Source organism: Streptomyces sp. NPDC043876, assembly GCF_056435825.1.
The window spans coordinates 921236-938970 of record NZ_JBWKDV010000001.1 but is presented as its reverse complement, the minus strand read 5'-3'; the positions used below and the strand labels follow the sequence as shown (position 1 = coordinate 938970).

The 17735-nt window shown below is 75.8% G+C and carries 12 protein-coding genes; 6 read left to right on the top strand and 6 right to left on the bottom strand.

The features are described 5' to 3' along the window. The first annotated feature begins 332 nt into the window (after positions 1-332). The 3 genes from lanA (at position 333) to AC0693_RS04540 (ending at position 5221) form a co-directional block, all read left to right on the top strand. Complete coding sequence (lanA, locus tag AC0693_RS04550) at positions 333-488, top strand: SCO0268 family class II lanthipeptide (protein ID WP_356411813.1); 156 nt, start codon at positions 333-335, stop codon at positions 486-488. Positions 489-641: 153 nt separating this feature from the next. Continuing rightward, positions 642-3782, top strand: coding sequence for a lantibiotic dehydratase (locus AC0693_RS04545; protein WP_478801004.1), 3141 nt, complete (start codon positions 642-644; stop codon positions 3780-3782). Positions 3783-3829: 47 nt separating this feature from the next. Further along, the gene (locus AC0693_RS04540; RefSeq protein ID WP_478801003.1) at positions 3830-5221 is read left to right on the top strand and encodes a lanthionine synthetase C family protein; all 1392 of its coding nucleotides are present in this window, start codon (positions 3830-3832) and stop codon (positions 5219-5221) included. Here AC0693_RS04540 and AC0693_RS04535 read toward each other — a convergent pair. Next, positions 5218-6441, bottom strand: coding sequence for a Cmx/CmrA family chloramphenicol efflux MFS transporter (locus tag AC0693_RS04535; protein WP_478801002.1), 1224 nt, complete (start codon positions 6439-6441; stop codon positions 5218-5220). The two genes, AC0693_RS04540 and AC0693_RS04535, sit on opposite strands and share 4 nt — an antisense overlap. Positions 6442-6548: 107 nt before the next feature. Beyond that, the gene (locus AC0693_RS04530) at positions 6549-7211 is read right to left on the bottom strand and encodes an HD domain-containing protein (RefSeq protein WP_468469069.1); all 663 of its coding nucleotides are present in this window, start codon (positions 7209-7211) and stop codon (positions 6549-6551) included. Between the two features lie 126 nt (positions 7212-7337). Here AC0693_RS04530 and AC0693_RS04525 point away from each other — a divergent pair, with 126 nt between their 5' ends. Next, a complete protein-coding gene (locus tag AC0693_RS04525; protein WP_478740470.1) occupies positions 7338-8024 on the top strand; it encodes a copper homeostasis protein CutC in 687 nt (228 codons plus the stop codon). Between the two features lie 318 nt (positions 8025-8342). Here the strand turns inward: AC0693_RS04525 and AC0693_RS04520 are convergent, their stop codons facing one another. Continuing rightward, positions 8343-10331, bottom strand: coding sequence for a HelD family protein (locus AC0693_RS04520; RefSeq protein WP_478800938.1), 1989 nt, complete (start codon positions 10329-10331; stop codon positions 8343-8345). Between the two features lie 469 nt (positions 10332-10800). Between AC0693_RS04520 and AC0693_RS04515 the strand changes: the two genes are divergently transcribed. Beyond that, the gene (locus AC0693_RS04515) at positions 10801-11052 is read left to right on the top strand and encodes a hypothetical protein (protein WP_478800937.1); all 252 of its coding nucleotides are present in this window, start codon (positions 10801-10803) and stop codon (positions 11050-11052) included. A gap of 16 nt (positions 11053-11068) precedes the next feature. Here the strand turns inward: AC0693_RS04515 and AC0693_RS04510 are convergent, their stop codons facing one another. The 3 genes from AC0693_RS04510 to AC0693_RS04500 form a co-directional block, all read right to left on the bottom strand. Further along, positions 11069-12712: a DNA repair helicase XPB gene (locus tag AC0693_RS04510; RefSeq protein WP_356411828.1), complete on the bottom strand. Its 1644-nt coding sequence runs from the start codon at positions 12710-12712 to the stop codon at positions 11069-11071. A gap of 132 nt (positions 12713-12844) precedes the next feature. Then, positions 12845-13435 (bottom strand): DUF4291 domain-containing protein, encoded by a 591-nt coding sequence (locus tag AC0693_RS04505; RefSeq protein ID WP_478800936.1) that lies wholly within the window; start codon positions 13433-13435, stop codon positions 12845-12847. 63 nt (positions 13436-13498) lie between these two features. Continuing rightward, the gene (locus AC0693_RS04500; protein WP_478800935.1) at positions 13499-15946 is read right to left on the bottom strand and encodes a helicase-associated domain-containing protein; all 2448 of its coding nucleotides are present in this window, start codon (positions 15944-15946) and stop codon (positions 13499-13501) included. Positions 15947-16076: 130 nt separating this feature from the next. On the opposite strand from AC0693_RS04500, the gene AC0693_RS04495 reads away from it, so the two are divergent. Next, positions 16077-17129 (top strand): hypothetical protein, encoded by a 1053-nt coding sequence (locus AC0693_RS04495; protein WP_478800934.1) that lies wholly within the window; start codon positions 16077-16079, stop codon positions 17127-17129. Positions 17130-17735: the final 606 nt, after the last annotated feature.

The following is a 17735-nucleotide window of genomic DNA, read 5'->3' as shown; positions in this document are numbered from 1 at the left end:
ATCCGGGCCCGGCGGGGCGGCCGGATGTGGCCGGTCGGGGCCCGGCAGGGCCGCCGAGGCCAAGTCCCCCGGGCGTGGGGGCCCGTAAACCTGCGGTGTCGGCGGCAGGAGAAGCTCCTGGCTGAAGCGGTGATTCCGCTCGCGGGGGAGTCGCGAAGGCCGGTGCGGGCCCCGTTCTTGCGGCCGGGAGGGCCCTCTCCGCTCCTTCTTCCGGTTGGCCGAAAAAGCGCTCCCGGCGCAATGCTGCCGCAATGAAAAGTGTGGGGGCAGGGACGAACACGTGCCTGCTGCACCGATCATTTGTTCGCTTCAACGAACCCTCTGGGGGACACATGCGCATCGAAATGATTCTCGCCAACGACGCTTCCGACCTGGACCTCGACCTCAGCATCTCCGAGGTGACCGACCAGACGCAGGAGTTCGGCGCCGGTACCTTCACCTCCCCGAGCAGCTACGCCATCGGCACCCGCTGCCCCACCTGCTGCTGACGCGGTAGACGTCCGATGTGAAGCGGGGCGGGCCGGTGCCCGCCCCGCTTCTCCGTACCGACACGGGGGATCAACGACGTGCGACCGGACCCGGAACCGGACCTGGCCTTCGAAGCGGACCTGTTCGAGGTGCGCGGGCCCGTGCTCGTGCGCATGGCGAGCACACCGCGCGCCGCCGCCGAAGCCCGGATCGACGCCGCCGACCCCGTCCCGGGCCTGCGCCGCCTCGCCGCCGATCCGTTCCTGCGCCAGGCCGTCGAGGTCGCCAGCGGCAGCCTCGCCCTGAGCCTGCGGCGCCTCGCCACCGACGAGGGCGCCGCCGCCCTCGGCCGCAAGCGGACCCTCAGCGCCGCCCGCACCCTCACCCGCTACGCCCGCCGGGCCGGCGGGCGCCCCACCCCCTTCGGCCTGTTCGCCGGCGTCGGCACCGCCCGCTTCGGCGCCACCGCCGCGGCCGAGCTCACCGGCTCCCCGGAGGTGGCGGTCCGGCTCGACGGGGCCTGGCTGCACCGGCGGGTGCGCGACTGGCTCGCCGTGCCCGCCGTCCGCCGCCGGACCGAAGTGGTCATGAACGACCTGTGCGTGCGCCGGGACGGCCGCCTCCTGCGGCACACCGGTGAGCGCGAGGTCTCCGTCCAGGACAACGCGCTCGTCGCCGTCGTCCGCGAAGCCGCCGCCCGCCCGGTCCCGTACACCGCACTCCTCGACGCCCTCGTCGAGCGCTTCCCCACGGTCGGGACGGACCGGATCGACGGCCTGCTCGCCGGACTCGTCCAGCACGGCTTCCTGCTCACCTCCCTCACCCCGCACCGCATCGACGACGCGCTCCTCGACCGGATCGGGGCCGCCGTCGACGGAGCGGTGCCCGGCGCCGCCGAAGGGCTGCGCGCCGTCCGCGCCGCGGCCGCCGCGCACGAGGCGGACCCGCCCGGCGAGGGGCACCGCTCCTGGCGCGCCCTGCTGGACGCCGTACGCGCCCTGGACGGCGAGGGCGAGGAAGCCGCCGGGGCGCGGCCGCCCGTCCACGTCGACCTGCGGATGCCCGCCGACCTCGTGCTGCCGGAGGCGGTCGGCGAGGAGGTGCGCCGCTACGCCGCCGCGATCTGGGCGATGACCCCGCAGTGGACCACCCTCGACCACATGCGGGACTACCGCGAGCGGTTCATCGAGCGCTACGGCACCGCCTGCGCGGTCCCGCTCGGCGACCTCGTCGACCCGCACCGGGGCCTCGGCCTGCCGCCCTCCTACGGCGCCCCCGCGCCCGCCCACCCGCGCACCGGCCCCGGCGAGGACGCCGACCGGCCGCGCCGCGCCGCGATCGCCGAACTCACCCAGCAGGCGGTCCTCGACGGCGGCGACATCGACCTCACCGACGCGGACGTGGCCCGGCTCGCCGCCGCCGTCGGACACGACCCCGCGGCCCGCGCCCCGCGCACCCTCGAACTCTGCTTCCAGATCCTGGCCGAGAGCCCGGAAGCCCTCGACCGGGGCGAGTTCACCCTGCTGGGCAGCCCGCACATCGGCTCCTGGACGGCCGGCGCGACCGCGGGCCGCTTCGCCGCCGTCGCCGGGCTCACCGCGGAACTGCGCGCACTGGCGGCGGGACCGGAAGCGGGACCCGGCGAGGGCCCGGGCGGCGCCGACGCGCCGATCCTCGCGCAGGTCGACGTCATGCCGGGCGACCCGCGCTCCCTGAACATCGTGCAGGTCCCGCCGCTGCTGGAGCACCGCATCCCCATCGGGGTCGCCGACGACCGCGGCGACCCGCGCTGCCTGGACTGGCGCACCCTGCTCGTCGCCGCCGGGGAGGACGGACTGCGGCTGCTGCACGGACCCACCGGCCGCCCGGTCGTCCCCGTCTTCCCGCACATGCTGGCCCTCGACGCCCAGGCCCCGCCCGTCGCCCGCTTCCTCTCCGACCTGGCCGCGGCCCGCCCGCGGGTGTGGTCCGGCTGGGACTGGGCCGGGCTGGACGTGCTCCCGTACCTCCCCAGCGTCCGCTACGGGCGGGTGATCACCGCCCCGCGCCGCTGGCTCGCCGGGCGCAGGCTGATGGACGCGGCCCGCTCGCCGGACACCGCCGTGTGGGAGGAGGGGCTGCGCGCCTGGCGGCGCCGCGGCCGGGTGCCCGACCGGATCCAGATCGCCCGCAACGACCAGATGTTCCCCGTCGACCTGAGCGACCCCTGGGACCAGGGGCTGCTGCGCGCCGAACTGACCGCCCGCGAACCGAGGTTCCAGCTGTACGAGGACCTCACCGCCGGGGGCGCCGGGCTCGGCTGGAACTCCGGGCACAGCACCGAGATCGTCGTCCCGCTGGTCCGGGCCGCCCGCGCCGCCGCACCCGCCGCGCCGGGGGAACCGGCGCCGCCCGCGCCGCTCGCCCGGTCCGCGGTCCGCACCGCGCCCACCGCCGTCCACCTGCCCGGCGAGGACTGGCTGTACCTCAAGCTGTACGCCGAAGCGGGCGTCCACGACGCGCTGCTCGCCGACCACCTCCCGCCGCTGCTCGCCGAGGTCGACGAGGACGTCGACCGCTGGTTCTTCCTGCGCTACCGCGACCCCGACCCGCACCTGCGGATCCGGCTGCACGGCGACCCGCAGGCGCTGCACGGCCGGGTGCTGCCCGCCGTCGCCCGGCACGTGCGCCGCCTGGTCGAGGCGGGCACCGTGAAGACCCTGCTGCTGGACAGCTACCGCCCCGAGACCGACCGCTACCTCGGGCCCGCCGCCCAGGAGGACGCCGAGGGGCTCTTCCTGACCGACAGCCAGTCCGCCGTCATCCAGCTGCGGGCCCGGCGCGCCGGAGCGGCCGCCGTCCCCGACGAGGTGTTCGCCGCCGCCGGGCACGCCGTCCTGCTGGACTCCCTCGGCGACTGGGACTGGTGCGCCTGGGCGGACCACATGTTCACCAAGGGCCCCGACCACGAGGTCTACCAGCGCCACCGCGCGCTCGCCGACGACCTGGTGCGCCCCGGCGACCTCCCCGGGGACACCGCACGCCGGGCCGCCGAACGCCTCGGCATCCCCGCCCTCGCCGACCTGTGGACGAAGGCCCCCGAACCGCGCGCCTTCGGCGAGCGGGTGCTAGCCGCCTCCGAGGCCGACCGCGACGAGGCCGTCCTGTCGCTGCTGCACATGCGCCACAACCGGCTCTTCGGCATCGACCCGGCGGCGGAGGCCCGTGGCTACGCCGTCCTGCGCGGGGCCGCCCGCACCCGGATCGAGGGCCGCGCGCACGCGGCCCGGACGGCGCGCAGCGCCCCGACCACGACGACCAGGAGCGCCCGATGAACAGCGACGACCAGGCGCTCGGGACGCGCCACGACGAGGTGCCCCCGATGCACCCCGGCCAGGGCCCCGGCCCGGTGCGTCCGGCGACCGCCGAGCGGGACGGGCCGGCGGGCGCCGCCGACGGGACGACGACGCTGCGCCGGCGCGCGGGCGAGGTCTGCGCACAGGTCCTCGACCGGCTCGCCGACCCCGCCGCCACCATGGCCGCCACCCGGATCCCCGCCGAGGCCTCCGACGACGGCGAGCCCGAGGGGATCTGGGCCGAGCTGACCCTCGGCAGCGGCAGCCCGGGCCTGGCCATCGCCTTCAGCGGGGCCGCCCGCCCCACCGCCCTGCACGCGGCCCGCGCGCACGGCTACCTGGCCGTCGCCACCCGGGCCGCCGGCACCGGGGAGACCGTCCCGAGCGGCATCTTCAAGGGCCCCGGCGCCCTCGCCTTCGCCGTGCTGCTCGCCCACCGCGCCACCGGCGGCTACGTCTCCGCGCTCCAGCGGCTCGACGCCTACCAGCGCGACCTCGTGCGCACCGCGATGCCCGCCGTCCCGGAGAACTCCCCGCTGCCCACCATCGGCCACTACGAGGTGGTGCGCGGGATGACCGGCGTCGGCCGCTACCTGCTCGCCCGCGCCGACACCTGCGGGGAGGAGCTGGAGTCCGTACTGGCCTACCTGGTCCAGCTGTCCGTTGGCGAGGTGGAGCACCGCGGGCACCGGGTGCCGCGCTGGTGGGCGCTGGACGCGCCGCGGATCGGCACCGAGGCGACCCTGCCCGACGGCCACCTCAACCTCGGGATCTCGCACGGGGTGGCGGGACCGCTGGCCCTGATGTCGCTGGCCTGGAGCGCGGGCGTACGGGTCCCCGGGCAGCGGGAGGCCGTCGAGTCGGCCGTCGCGCTGCTGACCAGGTGGGTGGTGCGCGACGAGCACGGGGCCTACTGGCCGCCGCACCTGAGCCTGGCCGACTACCTCGCCGGACCCGGGGCCTACACCCGGCCCGCGGGCTGGCCGTCCTGGTGCTACGGCGCCCCCGGCGTCTCGCGCGCGGTGCAGCTGGCCGGGCTGGCCTTGGACCGGGCGGACTGGGCGGCCACGGCACACGCCTCGCTGGAGCGGATGCTGACGCTGCCCCCGGAGCGGTGGGGGATCGAGGACAACGCGCTGTGCCACGGCTGGGCGGGCGCCCTGCACCAGCTCGGCCGCCTCGGCGAGCACCTCGCCGACCCGCGGATCGAGGCGGTCCGGGACGGGATCGCGGCCCGGCTCGTCGCCGACTTCGATCCGGAGCTGCCCTTCGGCTACCGCTTCACGATGACGAAGACGCCGTACGGGACGGACGTCTCGGGCTACCTGGACGGCGCCGCGGGCGTGGCGCTGGCGCTGGACGCCTACGCCGCCGGGGGCGCGCCCGCGGGGTGGGACATGCCGCTGCTGCTGTCCTAGACCGGCTGGTCTGCGGGGGCGGTGGCGGAGGCGGGCGACGAGGACGAGGTCACGACGCGGGTCGCGCGGGGCGGCGTACGGCGGTCCAGGCGCAGGGAGACGACGGCCAGGGCGATCGCGGTGACCGTCATGGCGGCGCCGGCCCAGGCGGTGGCGGCGAAGCCCCAGCCCGCGTCGATGACCGTACCGCCGAGCCAGGGGCCGCCGGTGTTGCCCAGGTTGAAGGCGGCGGTGGTGGTCGCCCCGGCCAGGGTCGGGGCGGCGCCCGCCACGTTGAACATGCGGGCGTTGAGCGCCGGCGCGGTGAAGAAGGCGGAGAAGCCCAGCAGGAACGCCAGCGCGATCGCGGCGGCCTGCGCGGAGGCCAGCAGGGCGAGCGCGGTCAGGAAGACGGTGGAGGCGCCGATCCCCCAGAGCAGCACCCCGAAGAGGTGCGCGTCGGCGACCCGGCCGCCGACCGTCGTACCGATGAGCGCGCCGATGCCGAAGAGGCCGAGGATCCAGGGGACCCAGGCCGCATCGAGTCCGGCGACGTCGGTGAGCAGCGGGGAGAGGTAGCTGAAGGCGCAGAAGACGCCGCCCGCGGCGAGCGCGGTGACGCCGATGGACAGCCACACCTGGCGGTCGCGGTAGATGCCCAGCTCGCGCCGCAGGCGGGGCTTCTCGGCGGGCAGCGGGATGGGCGGGATCAGCGCGAGGATGCCGACGAGGGCGACGGCGGAGGCGGCGCCGACCGACCAGAAGGCGGAGCGCCAGCCGAGGTGCTCGCCGAGGAAGGCGCCCGCCGGGACGCCGAGCACGTTCGCGATGGACAGGCCGCCGATCATGACGGCCATTGCGCGGGCCCGCTGGTGCCGCTCGACCATGGCGATCGCGACGGCCGCGCCGACGGCCCAGAAGCCCGCGCAGGCCAGGGCCGAGACGATGCGGGAGGCGAAGAGCAGCTCGTACGTCGGGGCGAGGGCGCCCGCGACCTGGCCGAGGCCGAACAGGCTGATCAGGGAGATGAGGGTGGTGCGCCGGGGCAGCCGCAGGGTGGCCACGGCCAGCAGCGGGGCGCCCACCACCATGCCGATCGCGAAGGCGGATATGAGCAGGCCGGCCTGCGGGATGGTGACGCCCATGTCCTCGGCGATGGGCGGCAGCAGCCCGGACAGCATGAATTCGCTGGTGCCGAGGGCGAAGACGGAGAGGCCGAGGACGTAGACGGCGACGGACATGCGGGTGCGTTCGGCTGCTGCGGGCATGTGTCGCACCAACCGCGGGGGAGGGATCCGCATTCCCGCGGGGGTGGTTATGTGAGGTTTTACTCGCTTCCGTCAGGCGGCTAGGAGGTCAGGCGGGCGGCTTCGGCGGCGAGGTTGGCGCGGGCCGGGGCCTCCCAGTGCGCGGCCCCGTACGGGGTGCGGAAGAGCCGCGGCAGGGCGAGGAGCTGGCGCAGGACGGCGGCGCGCCCGGCCCGGAAGGCGTCGTCGGGGACGAAGCCGTATTCCTCGCGGACGGCGGCGGCGTAGGCGGCGTAGTCCTGCGGGGACCCGGCGAGGACCGCGAGGTCCGCGTCGCAGAGCACCTCGCCGTCGGTGTCGCCGGGGGCCGGGTCGTGGGTGACGGTGAGCCGGACCAGGCGGGCCACCTCGGCGGTGCGGGCGGCGCCGATGCCGAGTTCGGGCAGGGCGCGCTCGGCGAGGGCGGCGCTGCGCTCCTCGTTCTCGGAGCGGTCGGGGCGGTAGACGGCGTCGTGGAACCAGGCGGCGAGGCGGACCGCGACCGGGTCGGCGGCGTGCCCGGCGAGCGTGTCGACGTGGGCGAGTACGGCGGCCAGGTGCGCGGTGGAGTGGTAGCGGCGCTGGGGTTCGGCCCAGGCGGCCAGCAGCCGGTCGGCGTAGGGGCCGGGATCGCGGTCGGCGCCCGCCTCGGTGGCGGTCCGGTGCCAGGCGGCGCGCAGGTCCTCGGCGGCGCCGTGTGCGCGCTGCGGTGTGTCGGAGTCCATGCGCACATTGTGCGGGTGGCGTGATGGGTGCTGGTGGTGGGTGCCGGGAGGGCCGTACCCTGGATATTGGACTAGACCTATTTTCCATACCAGTCATACGAGCAGCAATCCGAAGGATGGGGTCAAATGAGCAACCGTGCGCTCCTGGAGGTGATCGCCCTCACCGTGGAGGACGCGGTCGCGGCCCAGGCCGGTGGGGCGGACCGTCTGGAACTGGTGACCGACATGGCCGCCGACGGCCTCACCCCGCCGCGCGAGACGTTCGCGGCGATCCGGGCTGCCGTGGACATCCCGCTGCGCGTGATGCTGCGGCTGGCGGACGGCTTCGCCGCGGGCGACGTCGGGGCGCTCGTCGAGAAGGCGCGGGAGTTGCGGGCGGAGGGTGCGCGGGAGTTCGTCCTCGGCTTCCTCCACGCGGACGGCACGCCGGACCTGGCGGCCGTCGAGACCCTGGTCGCGGAGCTGGACGGCTGCCCCTGGACCTTCCACCGGGCCATCGACCGGGCCGCGGACCGGGACGGCCTGCGCAAGGCCCTCGCGGACCTGCCGGGCCTGGACACCTACCTGACGGCGGGCGCCGCCGAGGGCGTGGACGCCGGACTCGCGACCCTGCTGGCGGAAACCGCGCGGCGGGGAGATCCGGGTTACGGGCCGCGGATCCTGGTCGGCGGGGGCCTCGGCCTGCACCACCTGCCGCGGCTGCGGGCCGCGGGCGCGGACGCCTTCCACATCGGCGGTGCGGCGCGCCCCGGCGGCTGGTCGACCCCGGTCGACGCGGCCGCGGTGGCCCGCTGGCGCACGGCCTTGTCCTGACCCGCGGGCCCGGGAGCGGTCAGCGCGACCGCGACCGGCCGCCGCCTGCGCCCGTCCCACCCTCCGGGGGCGCCTCAATCGCCGGCGGGGCTGGGGGTGCGTCGCCTCGGACGCCGCTGGGGCCAAATCCAGCCCCGCCGGCGTTTGAGGCGCCCCCGGAGGGCAATGGCGGCGCGGGCGATTACGGGCCTCAGGCCGTCCCCGGGCGCGGGCCAAATCCAGCCTCGCCGGCGTTTGAGGCGCCCCCGGAGGGCAGCGGTGCCGCGGGCGGCTGCGGGGCCCGGGCCACGCTGGCACGGCCCCCGGCCCCGGGGCGGGTCAGGTCAGGGCGTCCGGCAGGGGGCCGGCGTGCAGCGCCGTCAGCCCCGACACGGCGCGCGTCAGGCAGACGTACAGGCGACGCAACCCGGTCCGCTCATCCGGCTCCCCCGCCACGATCGCCCCCGGCTCGTCCAGCACGACGTAGTCGTACTCCAGCCCCTTGGCCAGCGACGCCGGCACCAGCGTCAACCGCGACGCGGCAGTCGTCTCCTCCCCGGGCCCCAGATACGGCAGGCCCGCCGCCACCAACGCCTCCCCCAGCCCCGCGATCCGCGCGTCCGCCGCGATCAGCCCGATGGACCCCTCGTGCGCGAGCGCGTCCCGGCAGGCCGCCACGACGGCCGCGGTCAGCTCCTGCGCCGACCCGGCCACCGCCCGTACCTCCAGCGACCCCGGCGTCTCCCGCACCGAGGACACGGGCGCCAGCCCGGGCGAGATCCGCGGCAGCAGCCGCGACGCGTACGCGATCACCTCGCGCGGCACGCGGAAACCGGCCGTCAGCTCCTCCAGCACCGCCTCCGGCTTGCCCAGGTGCCCCAGCGCCTCGGCCCAGCTCCGCGTGGCCCACGGCGTGGTCCCCTGGGCCAGGTCGCCCAGTACCGTCGCCGAGCCCGTCGTACAGCGCCGCCCGACCGCCCGGTACTGCATCGGCGACAGGTCCTGCGCCTCGTCGAGGACGACGTGGCCGAGCGAGTGCGTCCGCTCCACCAGGTCCGTCGCCTCGTCGATCAGCACCAGGTCGGCCGGCGACCACTTCGCGGCCTTCACGCTGCGGAACGGCTTCGGCCACAGCAGCAGCTTCTGCTCGTCCTCGGTGAGGATGCCTTCGGCGTGCTCCGCGAGGAACTCCGGCTCGGCGAGCAGCCGCAGCACCAGCTTCGCCGGGTCCACCGGCGGCCACATCTGCTTGACGGCCGCCTTGACGGCAGGGTTCCGGGCCACGGCGTCCTGCACGCGGTCGTCGGGGGCCTCGCCCGCCTGCTCCATGCGCACGAGCACGGTGTGCGCGATGCGCTGCGGGAGCGCGTCGCGGGCGGCGCCGTAGCGGATGTCGCGGTTCTGGAGCTCCTCGACGATCTCGGCGAGTTCGTACGCCGGGACCCGCCAGCGGCGCGATCCGCGGACCACCATCAGCGGCTCGGTCGGCAGCGTCACGTGTGACCGTACGGCCCGGCGCAGCACCTCCGCCATCCGGGCGTCGCCCTTGACCACGGCCGTCTCGGCCTGATCGGCGGCCCGTACCTCGGGCCCTCCCGGGCGCGCCACGAGGTCGTCCACCGTCGCCTGCTTGACCTCCAGCTCGCCCAGCGCGGGCAGGACCTGCTCGATGTAGTGGAGGAAGGAACGGTTCGGCCCGATGACGAGGGTGCCGGTCCGGGCGAGCCGGTCGCGGTGCGCGTAGAGGAGGTAGGCGACGCGGTGCAGGCCGACGGCCGTCTTCCCGGTGCCGGGCCCGCCCTGGACGCAGACCGATCCGCCGAGGCCGGACCGCACGATTTCGTCCTGCTCCGGCTGGATCGTCGCGACGATGTCCCGCATCGGGCCGACGCGCGGCCGTTCGATCTCCTGCTGGAGCAGCTTGCTGACGGCGGACGCCTCGGCGGGGTCCAGGAGGTGTTCGTCCTCGTACGCCGTCAGCTCGCCCCCGGTGTAACCGAAGCGGCGGCGCAGCGCGACGTCCTGCGGGTCGGTCCTGGACGCGCGGTAGAAGGGCTGCGAGACGGGCGCGCGCCAGTCGATGACCATCGGGTCGCCGCCCGCGTCGTGCACGTGCCGGCGGCCGATGTAGAACTGCTCGCCCTCCGCGCCTTCGGCGAGGGACGCGCCGGGCGCGTGCAGGTAGGTGAGGCGGCCGAAGAAGAGGGGGGTGTGGGCCAGGTCCGCGAGGGCCTTGATGCGGTCGTCGATCTGGGCCTGGAGGACGACGGCGTTGACCCAGTTCGCGGTGACGTCGCGGATGTCGAGGGACTCGACGTCCTCGCGCATGGCGCGCAGCGCGGAGCGGGACGCCGCGAGGTGGGCCCGTTCCCGGGCGAGCGGACCGGCTGACCCGGAACCGGTTGGCCCGGAACCGGTTGACTCGGAACCGTCTGGACGGGCTACGGCACTGCCTGCGGACACGGAACTGCCTCCAGCTGCTGATCTCTGTGATCGGACCGTCCGGTTTCCGAGCGGACGGCGGCTCTCCCCGGCGGCGTGGTGGAGCGACGGCGGGAGGGGAGGCGGCAAGAGCGGAGAGTGTAGCCATCGGCGCGGCGGTGTGCGAACGGATTTCGGGGCCGGGGCGGGGACGGGAGCGGGGAGGGGGGAGAACGCTCCCGTGTCATACCTGAGAGTGTCAAACCTTTGGGAGGGGCCCTAGGGGTGGGCGTGCGCCGTGAGGAGGAGACGGGGGGTCGCCCGGTTCCGCCCCGAGGGCGATGTGCGATCCGCCCTGGAAAAGGACCATGGATCCATGAGCACCGCACTCTTCACCCCGAGCCAGGGCCGCCACACTCGCGGCGCCACCACCTCTGCCCCAACGTCCCCCATCTCCGGCGCCGCCGACCTCCACACCGCTCACACGGCCCGCGCGGCCGAGGCCACGCGGCCCGGTCAGCGGCGCAAGGGCGGCCTGCTGCGCGCGGCGAAGATCTTCGCCGGGACCGCCGTGAGCGTGGTCCTGCTCGGCGAATACGGCGAGGACGCCGGCGTCATACGTCGCTGACGCCCCCGCGGCCGGCTCAGCCGCCGGCCAGCAGCTCGTCCGCGTCCATGATCCGGTAGGCGTAGCCCTGCTCCGCCAGGAACCGCTGGCGGTGGGCGGCGTAGTCCTGGTCGATCGTGTCCCGGGCCACCACCGAGTAGAAGCGCGCCTCGTGACCGTCCGCCTTCGGGCGCAGCACCCGGCCGAGGCGCTGGGCCTCCTCCTGGCGGGAGCCGAAGGTGCCCGACACCTGGATGGCGACCGTCGCCTCCGGGAGGTCGATCGAGAAGTTCGCGACCTTCGAGACGACCAGCACACTGATCTCGCCCTCGCGGAAGGCGTTGAACAGCTTCTCCCGCTGCGCGTTCGAGGTCTCGCCCTTGATGACGGGCGCGTCCAGGTGCTCGCCCAGCTCGTCGAGCTGATCGATGTACTGGCCGATGACCAGCGTCTGCTCGCCCCGGTGCTTGCGCACCAGCGCCTCGGTGACCTTCCGCTTCGTCGCGGTCGTCGCACAGAAGCGGTACTTCTCCTCCGTCTCGGCGGTCGCGTAGGCCAGCCGTTCGGTCTCGGTGAGGTTGACCCGCACCTCCACGCAGTCGGCCGGGGCGATGTAGCCCTGCGCCTCGATCTCCTTCCACGGCGCGTCGAAGCGCTTGGGCCCGATCAGCGAGAAGACGTCCGACTCGCGGCCGTCCTCGCGCACGAGCGTCGCGGTCAGCCCGAGCCGCCGCCGGGCCTGGAGGTCGGCCGTGAACTTGAAGACGGGCGCGGGCAGCAGGTGCACCTCGTCGTAGACGATCAGGCCCCAGTCCCGGGAGTCGAAGAGCTCCAGGTGCGGATAGATGCCCTTCCGCTTCGTCGTCAGGACCTGGTAGGTCGCGATCGTGACCGGGCGGATCTCCTTGCGGGTGCCCGAGTACTCGCCGATCTCCTCCTCGGTGAGCGAGGTCCGCTTGATCAGCTCGTGCTTCCACTGGCGGGCCGAGACGGTGTTCGTCACCAGGATCAGCGTGGTCGCCTTGGCCTGCGCCATCGCCCCGGCGCCCACCAGCGTCTTGCCCGCGCCGCAGGGCAGCACGACCACGCCCGAACCGCCGTGCCAGAAGCCCTCGACCGCCTGCTGCTGGTAGGGGCGCAGCGCCCAGCCGTCCTCGGCCAGCTCGATCGGGTGCGCTTCGCCGTCGACGTACCCGGCGAGGTCCTCGGCGGGCCAGCCCAGCTTGAGCAGGGTCTGCTTGATCTGGCCGCGCTCCGAGGGGTGCACGGCGACGGTGTCGGCGTCGAGCCGCGCGCCGACGAGCGGGGCGACCTTCTTGGACCGCAGGATCTCCTCCAGCACCGGCCGGTCCGTGCTGGTCAGCACCAGCCCGTGCACGGGGTGCTTGGTGAGGGTGAGCCGCCCGTAGCGGGCCATCGTCTCGGCGACGTCGACGAGCAGCGCGTGCGGCACCGGGTAGCGGGAGAACTCGACGAGCGCGTCCACGACCTGCTCGGCGTCGTGCCCGGCGGCCCGGGCGTTCCACAGCCCGAGCGGGGTGATCCGGTAGGTGTGGATGTGCTCGGGAGCCCGCTCCAGCTCGGCGAAGGGCGCGATGGCCCGCCGCGCGGCGGCGGACAGTTCGTGGTCGACCTCGAGCAGGAGGGTCTTGTCACTCTGGACGATCAGAGGCCCGTTCAAGAGCGTCCCTTTCCGGCGGTGTGGCCGTCCGGGCGCGGACGGCCAAACCTCCAGTCTGCCGTATCCGCCGCCGTGTGTGGGGGTCCGGCGAGATCCGAAAGGGACTGCCCGGGCGTATCCGGAAGGGACTGCCTAGGCGCCCAGGTGCGGGAGGGGGCCCGCCGGGTACGGGGTCTCGACGGGGAGCAGGGCGCGGGCCGCGGCCTCGTCCCCGGAGCGGACCAGGGCGTGGATCTCGCGGGCCAGCGGGGTGACGTCGCGGATGGACACCGTCCACGCGTCGGCGTAGGCGCGGGAGGCGGGTCCGGACAGGCCCAGTTGCAGGGACCGGTCGGGCAGCGGGTTCAGGTGGAGGTCCCGCTCCGGATCCCACTGGACGCGGGCGGGGGCGGCGCGCAGGGCGTCCCGCCAGGTGCTGTGGTCGGGGTGGGTGGCGGCCTCGTAGTGCGAGAGGCAGGCCCGGCGCAGCGCGTCGTCGAAACCGGCCCGGGTGATCTCGACGGCCAGGACCGTCTCCTGGTCGGCCTTGGTGCCCCAGCCGCAGCGGTACATCATCCACAGGAACGACGGCTTGATCCAGGTCATCCGCTCCCGCTTCCAGGCGGGAGGGAAGCGCCCGTCACGCGCCGCCGGGAGGCCCAGGTGCGGTCCGTAGGCCTGGTAGACGGTGATCGTGTCGGCGGTGTGGACGGCGCGGATCCGGCGGGTCGGTTCTGGGGGCATGCGCTCAGGATGGCCGCCCGCCGAGCCGCCCGGCGAACGGTTTTCGCGGCCCGCCGCCTCGTCTCACAGCTGGTCGTCGGCCAGTTCCGCGACGCCCGTGACCCGGTGCAGGGCGTAGGTGCGGACCTCGTCCGCGGTGTGGTCGTAGCCGGTGACGAAGCCGCCCTCGACCCGCACCGGTGCGATCACGCGCTGACTGGCCGCGCCCTCGGCGTTCACGTAGCCGATCCACACCGCGGACCCGGTCAGCGCCGCCGCCTGCACCGTCGCCAGGGTCTCCGCCGCGCTGGTGCGCGGCAGTTCACCGGGGGCGGCGGACGCCGTGGCGGAGGGCGCGGGCTCCTTGCGGACCGCCGTCGCCGCGAGGTCGCCGGCGCGGATCGCGCGCACGGCCGCGCCCAGCAGCGTCGCGTCCGGCACCGGCGGCCCCTCCGGGACCGGTACGGGCGCGGCGCGGCGGGGGGTGCGGTGCGCGTCGGCGCGCGCCACCAGCACGTCACCGGTGCGGGATTCGGCGGCCGGGGCGTAGCCCATGGCCCGCAGCCCGTCGAGCAGCGCACCCGGTTCGGCCTGCGCGGCCAGCACGGTCGGCGCGAGGCGGCGCAGGCCCAGACCGGCCGAGCGCTTGTCGGCGAGGAGTTCGCCGAGCACCGCGTCGTCGTCGCAGCGCACGTAGGAAGAGGCGGCGCCCACCCGCAGGTGGCCGTGCCGCCGGGCCACGTCGTCGATCAGGTAGGACAGCGGCTGCGGGACCGGGGTGCGGCTGTGCTCGGCCAGGAAGGCGTGCAGGTCGACGGCGGTGTGCCCGTTGTCCAGGGCTCGGCGCACGGATCCGGGCGTGAACCGGTACACCGTCGCCCCGCCCTTGGACTCCACGTCGGCGAGCACGGCCAGCACGTCCCCGAGCGGCCGGCGCAGCGGACCGGGTGCGACGGCGGTCAGGTCGGCCTGCAGCAGGACGTGGTCCACCGGTTCCGGCAGCAGCGGCGCCAGCAGCGGCCCCGGATCCTCGTGCGCGAGCAGCGCCCGGCCGGGCGCCGACAGCGCCCCGCGCCCGGTCACCCCGAGCAGCTCCGCCTCCTCCAGCGTCCACCGCGCCAGGCGGGCCCGCAGCTCGCTGGTCCCGCGCACCGGCCGCTCCCAGGCGAGCCGCGCGAGCAGCGCGGCGGGGTCGGCGGAGCCGCCCTCGGGCAGCGCGGCGAGGAGTTCCAGGACCCGGTGGCGGACTTCGGGGGCCGCGCTGCGGTCCAGGTCGGGCCCGAGGACGGACAGGGTGCGGCCCTTGGCGTCCTGCTCGCCGGCCAGCGCGGCCGTGCGGGTGGCCGGGAGCCAGGCGGCGGCCAGCGCCGACCACCGCTCGGCGGGCGGGAGTTCGACCCAGGTGTCGAAGGCGGGGGTGGGGGCGTAGCGCTCGTCGGCTTCGCCGTCGCTGGCCAGCAGCCCCGCCGCGTAGGCGAGTTCGATCCAGAAGGCGGTGAGGGCCTCGGTGGTGTCCAGCGCGGCGGCGGTCCGCTTGAGGTCGCGGACGGCGAGTCCGCCCGCGCGCAGCACGGCGGGCCCGGTGTGCTCCCAGTACTTGACGAGCTCCTCGACGGTGGAGAGCGCGGCGAGCGCCTGACCGGCCGCGTTCGCGTCCACAAGCTGTGGACGGTGTTCGCGCGCCGCTTCCACCGGCGGGGCGACGGGCTCCACCGTGCGGTGCGCCAGCCCGCCGCGCAGGTGCAGGGCGACCTCGCGCGGCAGGACGACCGTGCGCGTCGAGGCGGGCAGCAGCAGCCCGTGGTCGCGCAGCCAGCGCACGGGCGGCGTCGGATGCGCGGTCACCTCGCCGTAGGGCGGCCCCCACACGAGCCGGCCCAGCACCTGGTGTGCTTCGGCGGGCGCCTCGTCGAGCAGCGCGGACATCCTCTCCCCGTCGGCGAACAGGGCGGTCAGCGCGGACACCGCCGAGACCGCGTCGTGGGTCGCGGGCAGCCCGGCGGCCAGCACGATCTCCTGGATCCGGCCCGGGGACATGCCCGCGGTGGCCTCGGCGACGGTCGGGCCGAGCCCGGTCGGGGAGGGCCGGGAGGCGGACGGGGCGAGCAACTCCCGCGCGGTGCGCACCAGTCGCAGGGAATCCTCGCCGCCCCAGAGGAGGGCCTGGTCGCGCAGGGCCCGCACGGCGCCCGGCAGCGCGGCCCGCACCGCGTCGGCGGCCTCCCGGCGGTCGTCGTCGCCGTCCGGGGCCGCGCCGGTCAGCAGCGTTTCCAGCACGCCGTAGGGGCACGGGTCCGGCGCCACCGCCAGCGCCTCCGCGGTCTGGAGCGTGAAGCGGTCCAGGTGTTCCAGGGCGCGCACCACCGAAGCGCGGGTCCCGGCGCGGGTCGCCAGTTGGGTGACGTCCCCCGGTACGGGGCTCAGCAGATCCGGCCGGGCGCGCAGCAGCGCGGCGAGCGCGGCGTCGTCGCGGGCGCGCAGCGCCTCGGCGAGAGAACGCGGAGCGGTCCCTGCGGTGCGTGGCTCGGGCACGGTCGCCTCCTGGTCGCGTCGGCCGGTCGTCGGCCGGTCCCCATCCGGTCCACGTTATCCGCTGCGTACGCGGCCGCTCCACGGGCGCACGCGCTACCTTTCGACGAGGCGGTACGGGAGGAGCCGGGGCGTGGGCATCGAGAGCGACCATCTGGTCTACGAATATCTGAGCCGGGTCGGGGACTTGGCCCAGCGGCGGCAGCTGGCGTCGAGCGACCGGATGCGGCTCGTGACGGGTCTGCGGGACGAGATCGACCGGCGCCGCGCCAAGTACGACCCGGAGACCCCGGCGGCGGTCCGGCGCATCCTGGACCGGATCGGCAGCCCCGAGGAGATCCTGGACGCGCTGGAGTCGGGCGGCCCGCGGGCGGCTTCCGCCTCGGCTCCCGCTCCGGAGGCGGATGCGGGGATCGGCGTACCGGTGCAGCGGGGGCCGGGGCGGCTGCGCGGTCGCCCGCCCGTCCCGGCGCCGCGCCCCGAGCCGCCCGCGGCCACCGGGCCCGCGTCGCCGCACCTCGCCGGACTGGACGAACTCGGCCCCGAAGGGGGCGAATCGGGCGAGCCCGACTGGTGGCGGGTCACCCCCGGCCCCTACGGCGACGGTCCGCAGGTCGACGGTTTCGTGGGCGGCATCGAGCGGCCGCACCCGCGCGAGCTGCCCGACCTCTTCAAGGTCCCGCCGGAGGAGGACGAGGCGGCCGAGGCCGCCGCCGCTGCCGGGGCGGGGGCGGCGGGCGGGTCCCGGGGGCGGGCCGCCGTACGGGCGCTGCGTGAGCGGCGGCGCCTGCGCAAGGAGGCCGCGGCGGCGGCGGGCGCGGCCCCGGTCGCGGAGGTCCCGGTCGTCCGGGCGAAGCCGCACGCCTTCCTCCTCCTCGCCGCGCTGCTCCTGGCGGTCGGCGTGGTCAGCGGCTACTGGGTGCTGCTCGGGCTCGGCTGGCTGCTGGCGTACGCGTCGCGGGTGCTCGGGCCCGCCGAGAAGAAGTGGGCGGTGTTCGGGCTGCCCGGGGCGGTGTTCGCGGGGGCGGTGGTGTGGGTGTGGGGCCGCCTGAACCACCGCTGGGGGGATCCCCTGGCCGATGCCCAGCTCGGCGAAGCCTTCCAGAGCATGTGGCCCTGGCTGGTCCGCGCCGCCGCCATCGCCTCGGCCCTCTACCTGGCCTGGCGCGCCCGCCGCGCCCGCTGACCCCTCCCGCCCCCACCCCGGGCACCCTTGACCCGCGGATCGGGGCCGCTCCCGGGCCGGGGCGCCCCTGGCTCCCGGGCGGGGCCACCCCCGGGCCCGGGGCGCCCCTGCCCCGCGGGCCGGGCCGCTCCCGGCGCCCACGCCGAGCCACTCCCGGGCCCGGAGCAAATCCAGCCCGCCCGGCGTTTGAGGGCCCGCCGGAGGCCTCCCGGACCGGTACTTGCATCGCCGGAGGGGTCTGGGGCGGCCCCCGGGCTCTGCCCGGACCCGCGCCTCAAACGCCGGCGAGGCTGGGAGGTTCCGCCTTGGCGGGTCACGTTCGGCTTGCCGGGTGCCTACGGGGGCAAATCCAGCCTGCCCGGCGTTTGAGGGGCCGCCGGAGGCCGCCCCCGTGTGGGCGCTTCGATGGCCGGTGGCCAACGGGCTCTGCCCGGGCCCGCGCCTCAAACGGCCGGCGAGGCTGGGAGGTTCTGCCTTGGCGGGTCACGTTCGGCTTGCCGGGTGCCTACGGGGGCAAATCCAGCCTGCCCGGCGTTTGAGGGCCCGCCGGAGGCCGCCCCCGTGTGGGCGCTTCGATGGCCGGTGGCCAACGGGCTCTGCTCGGAC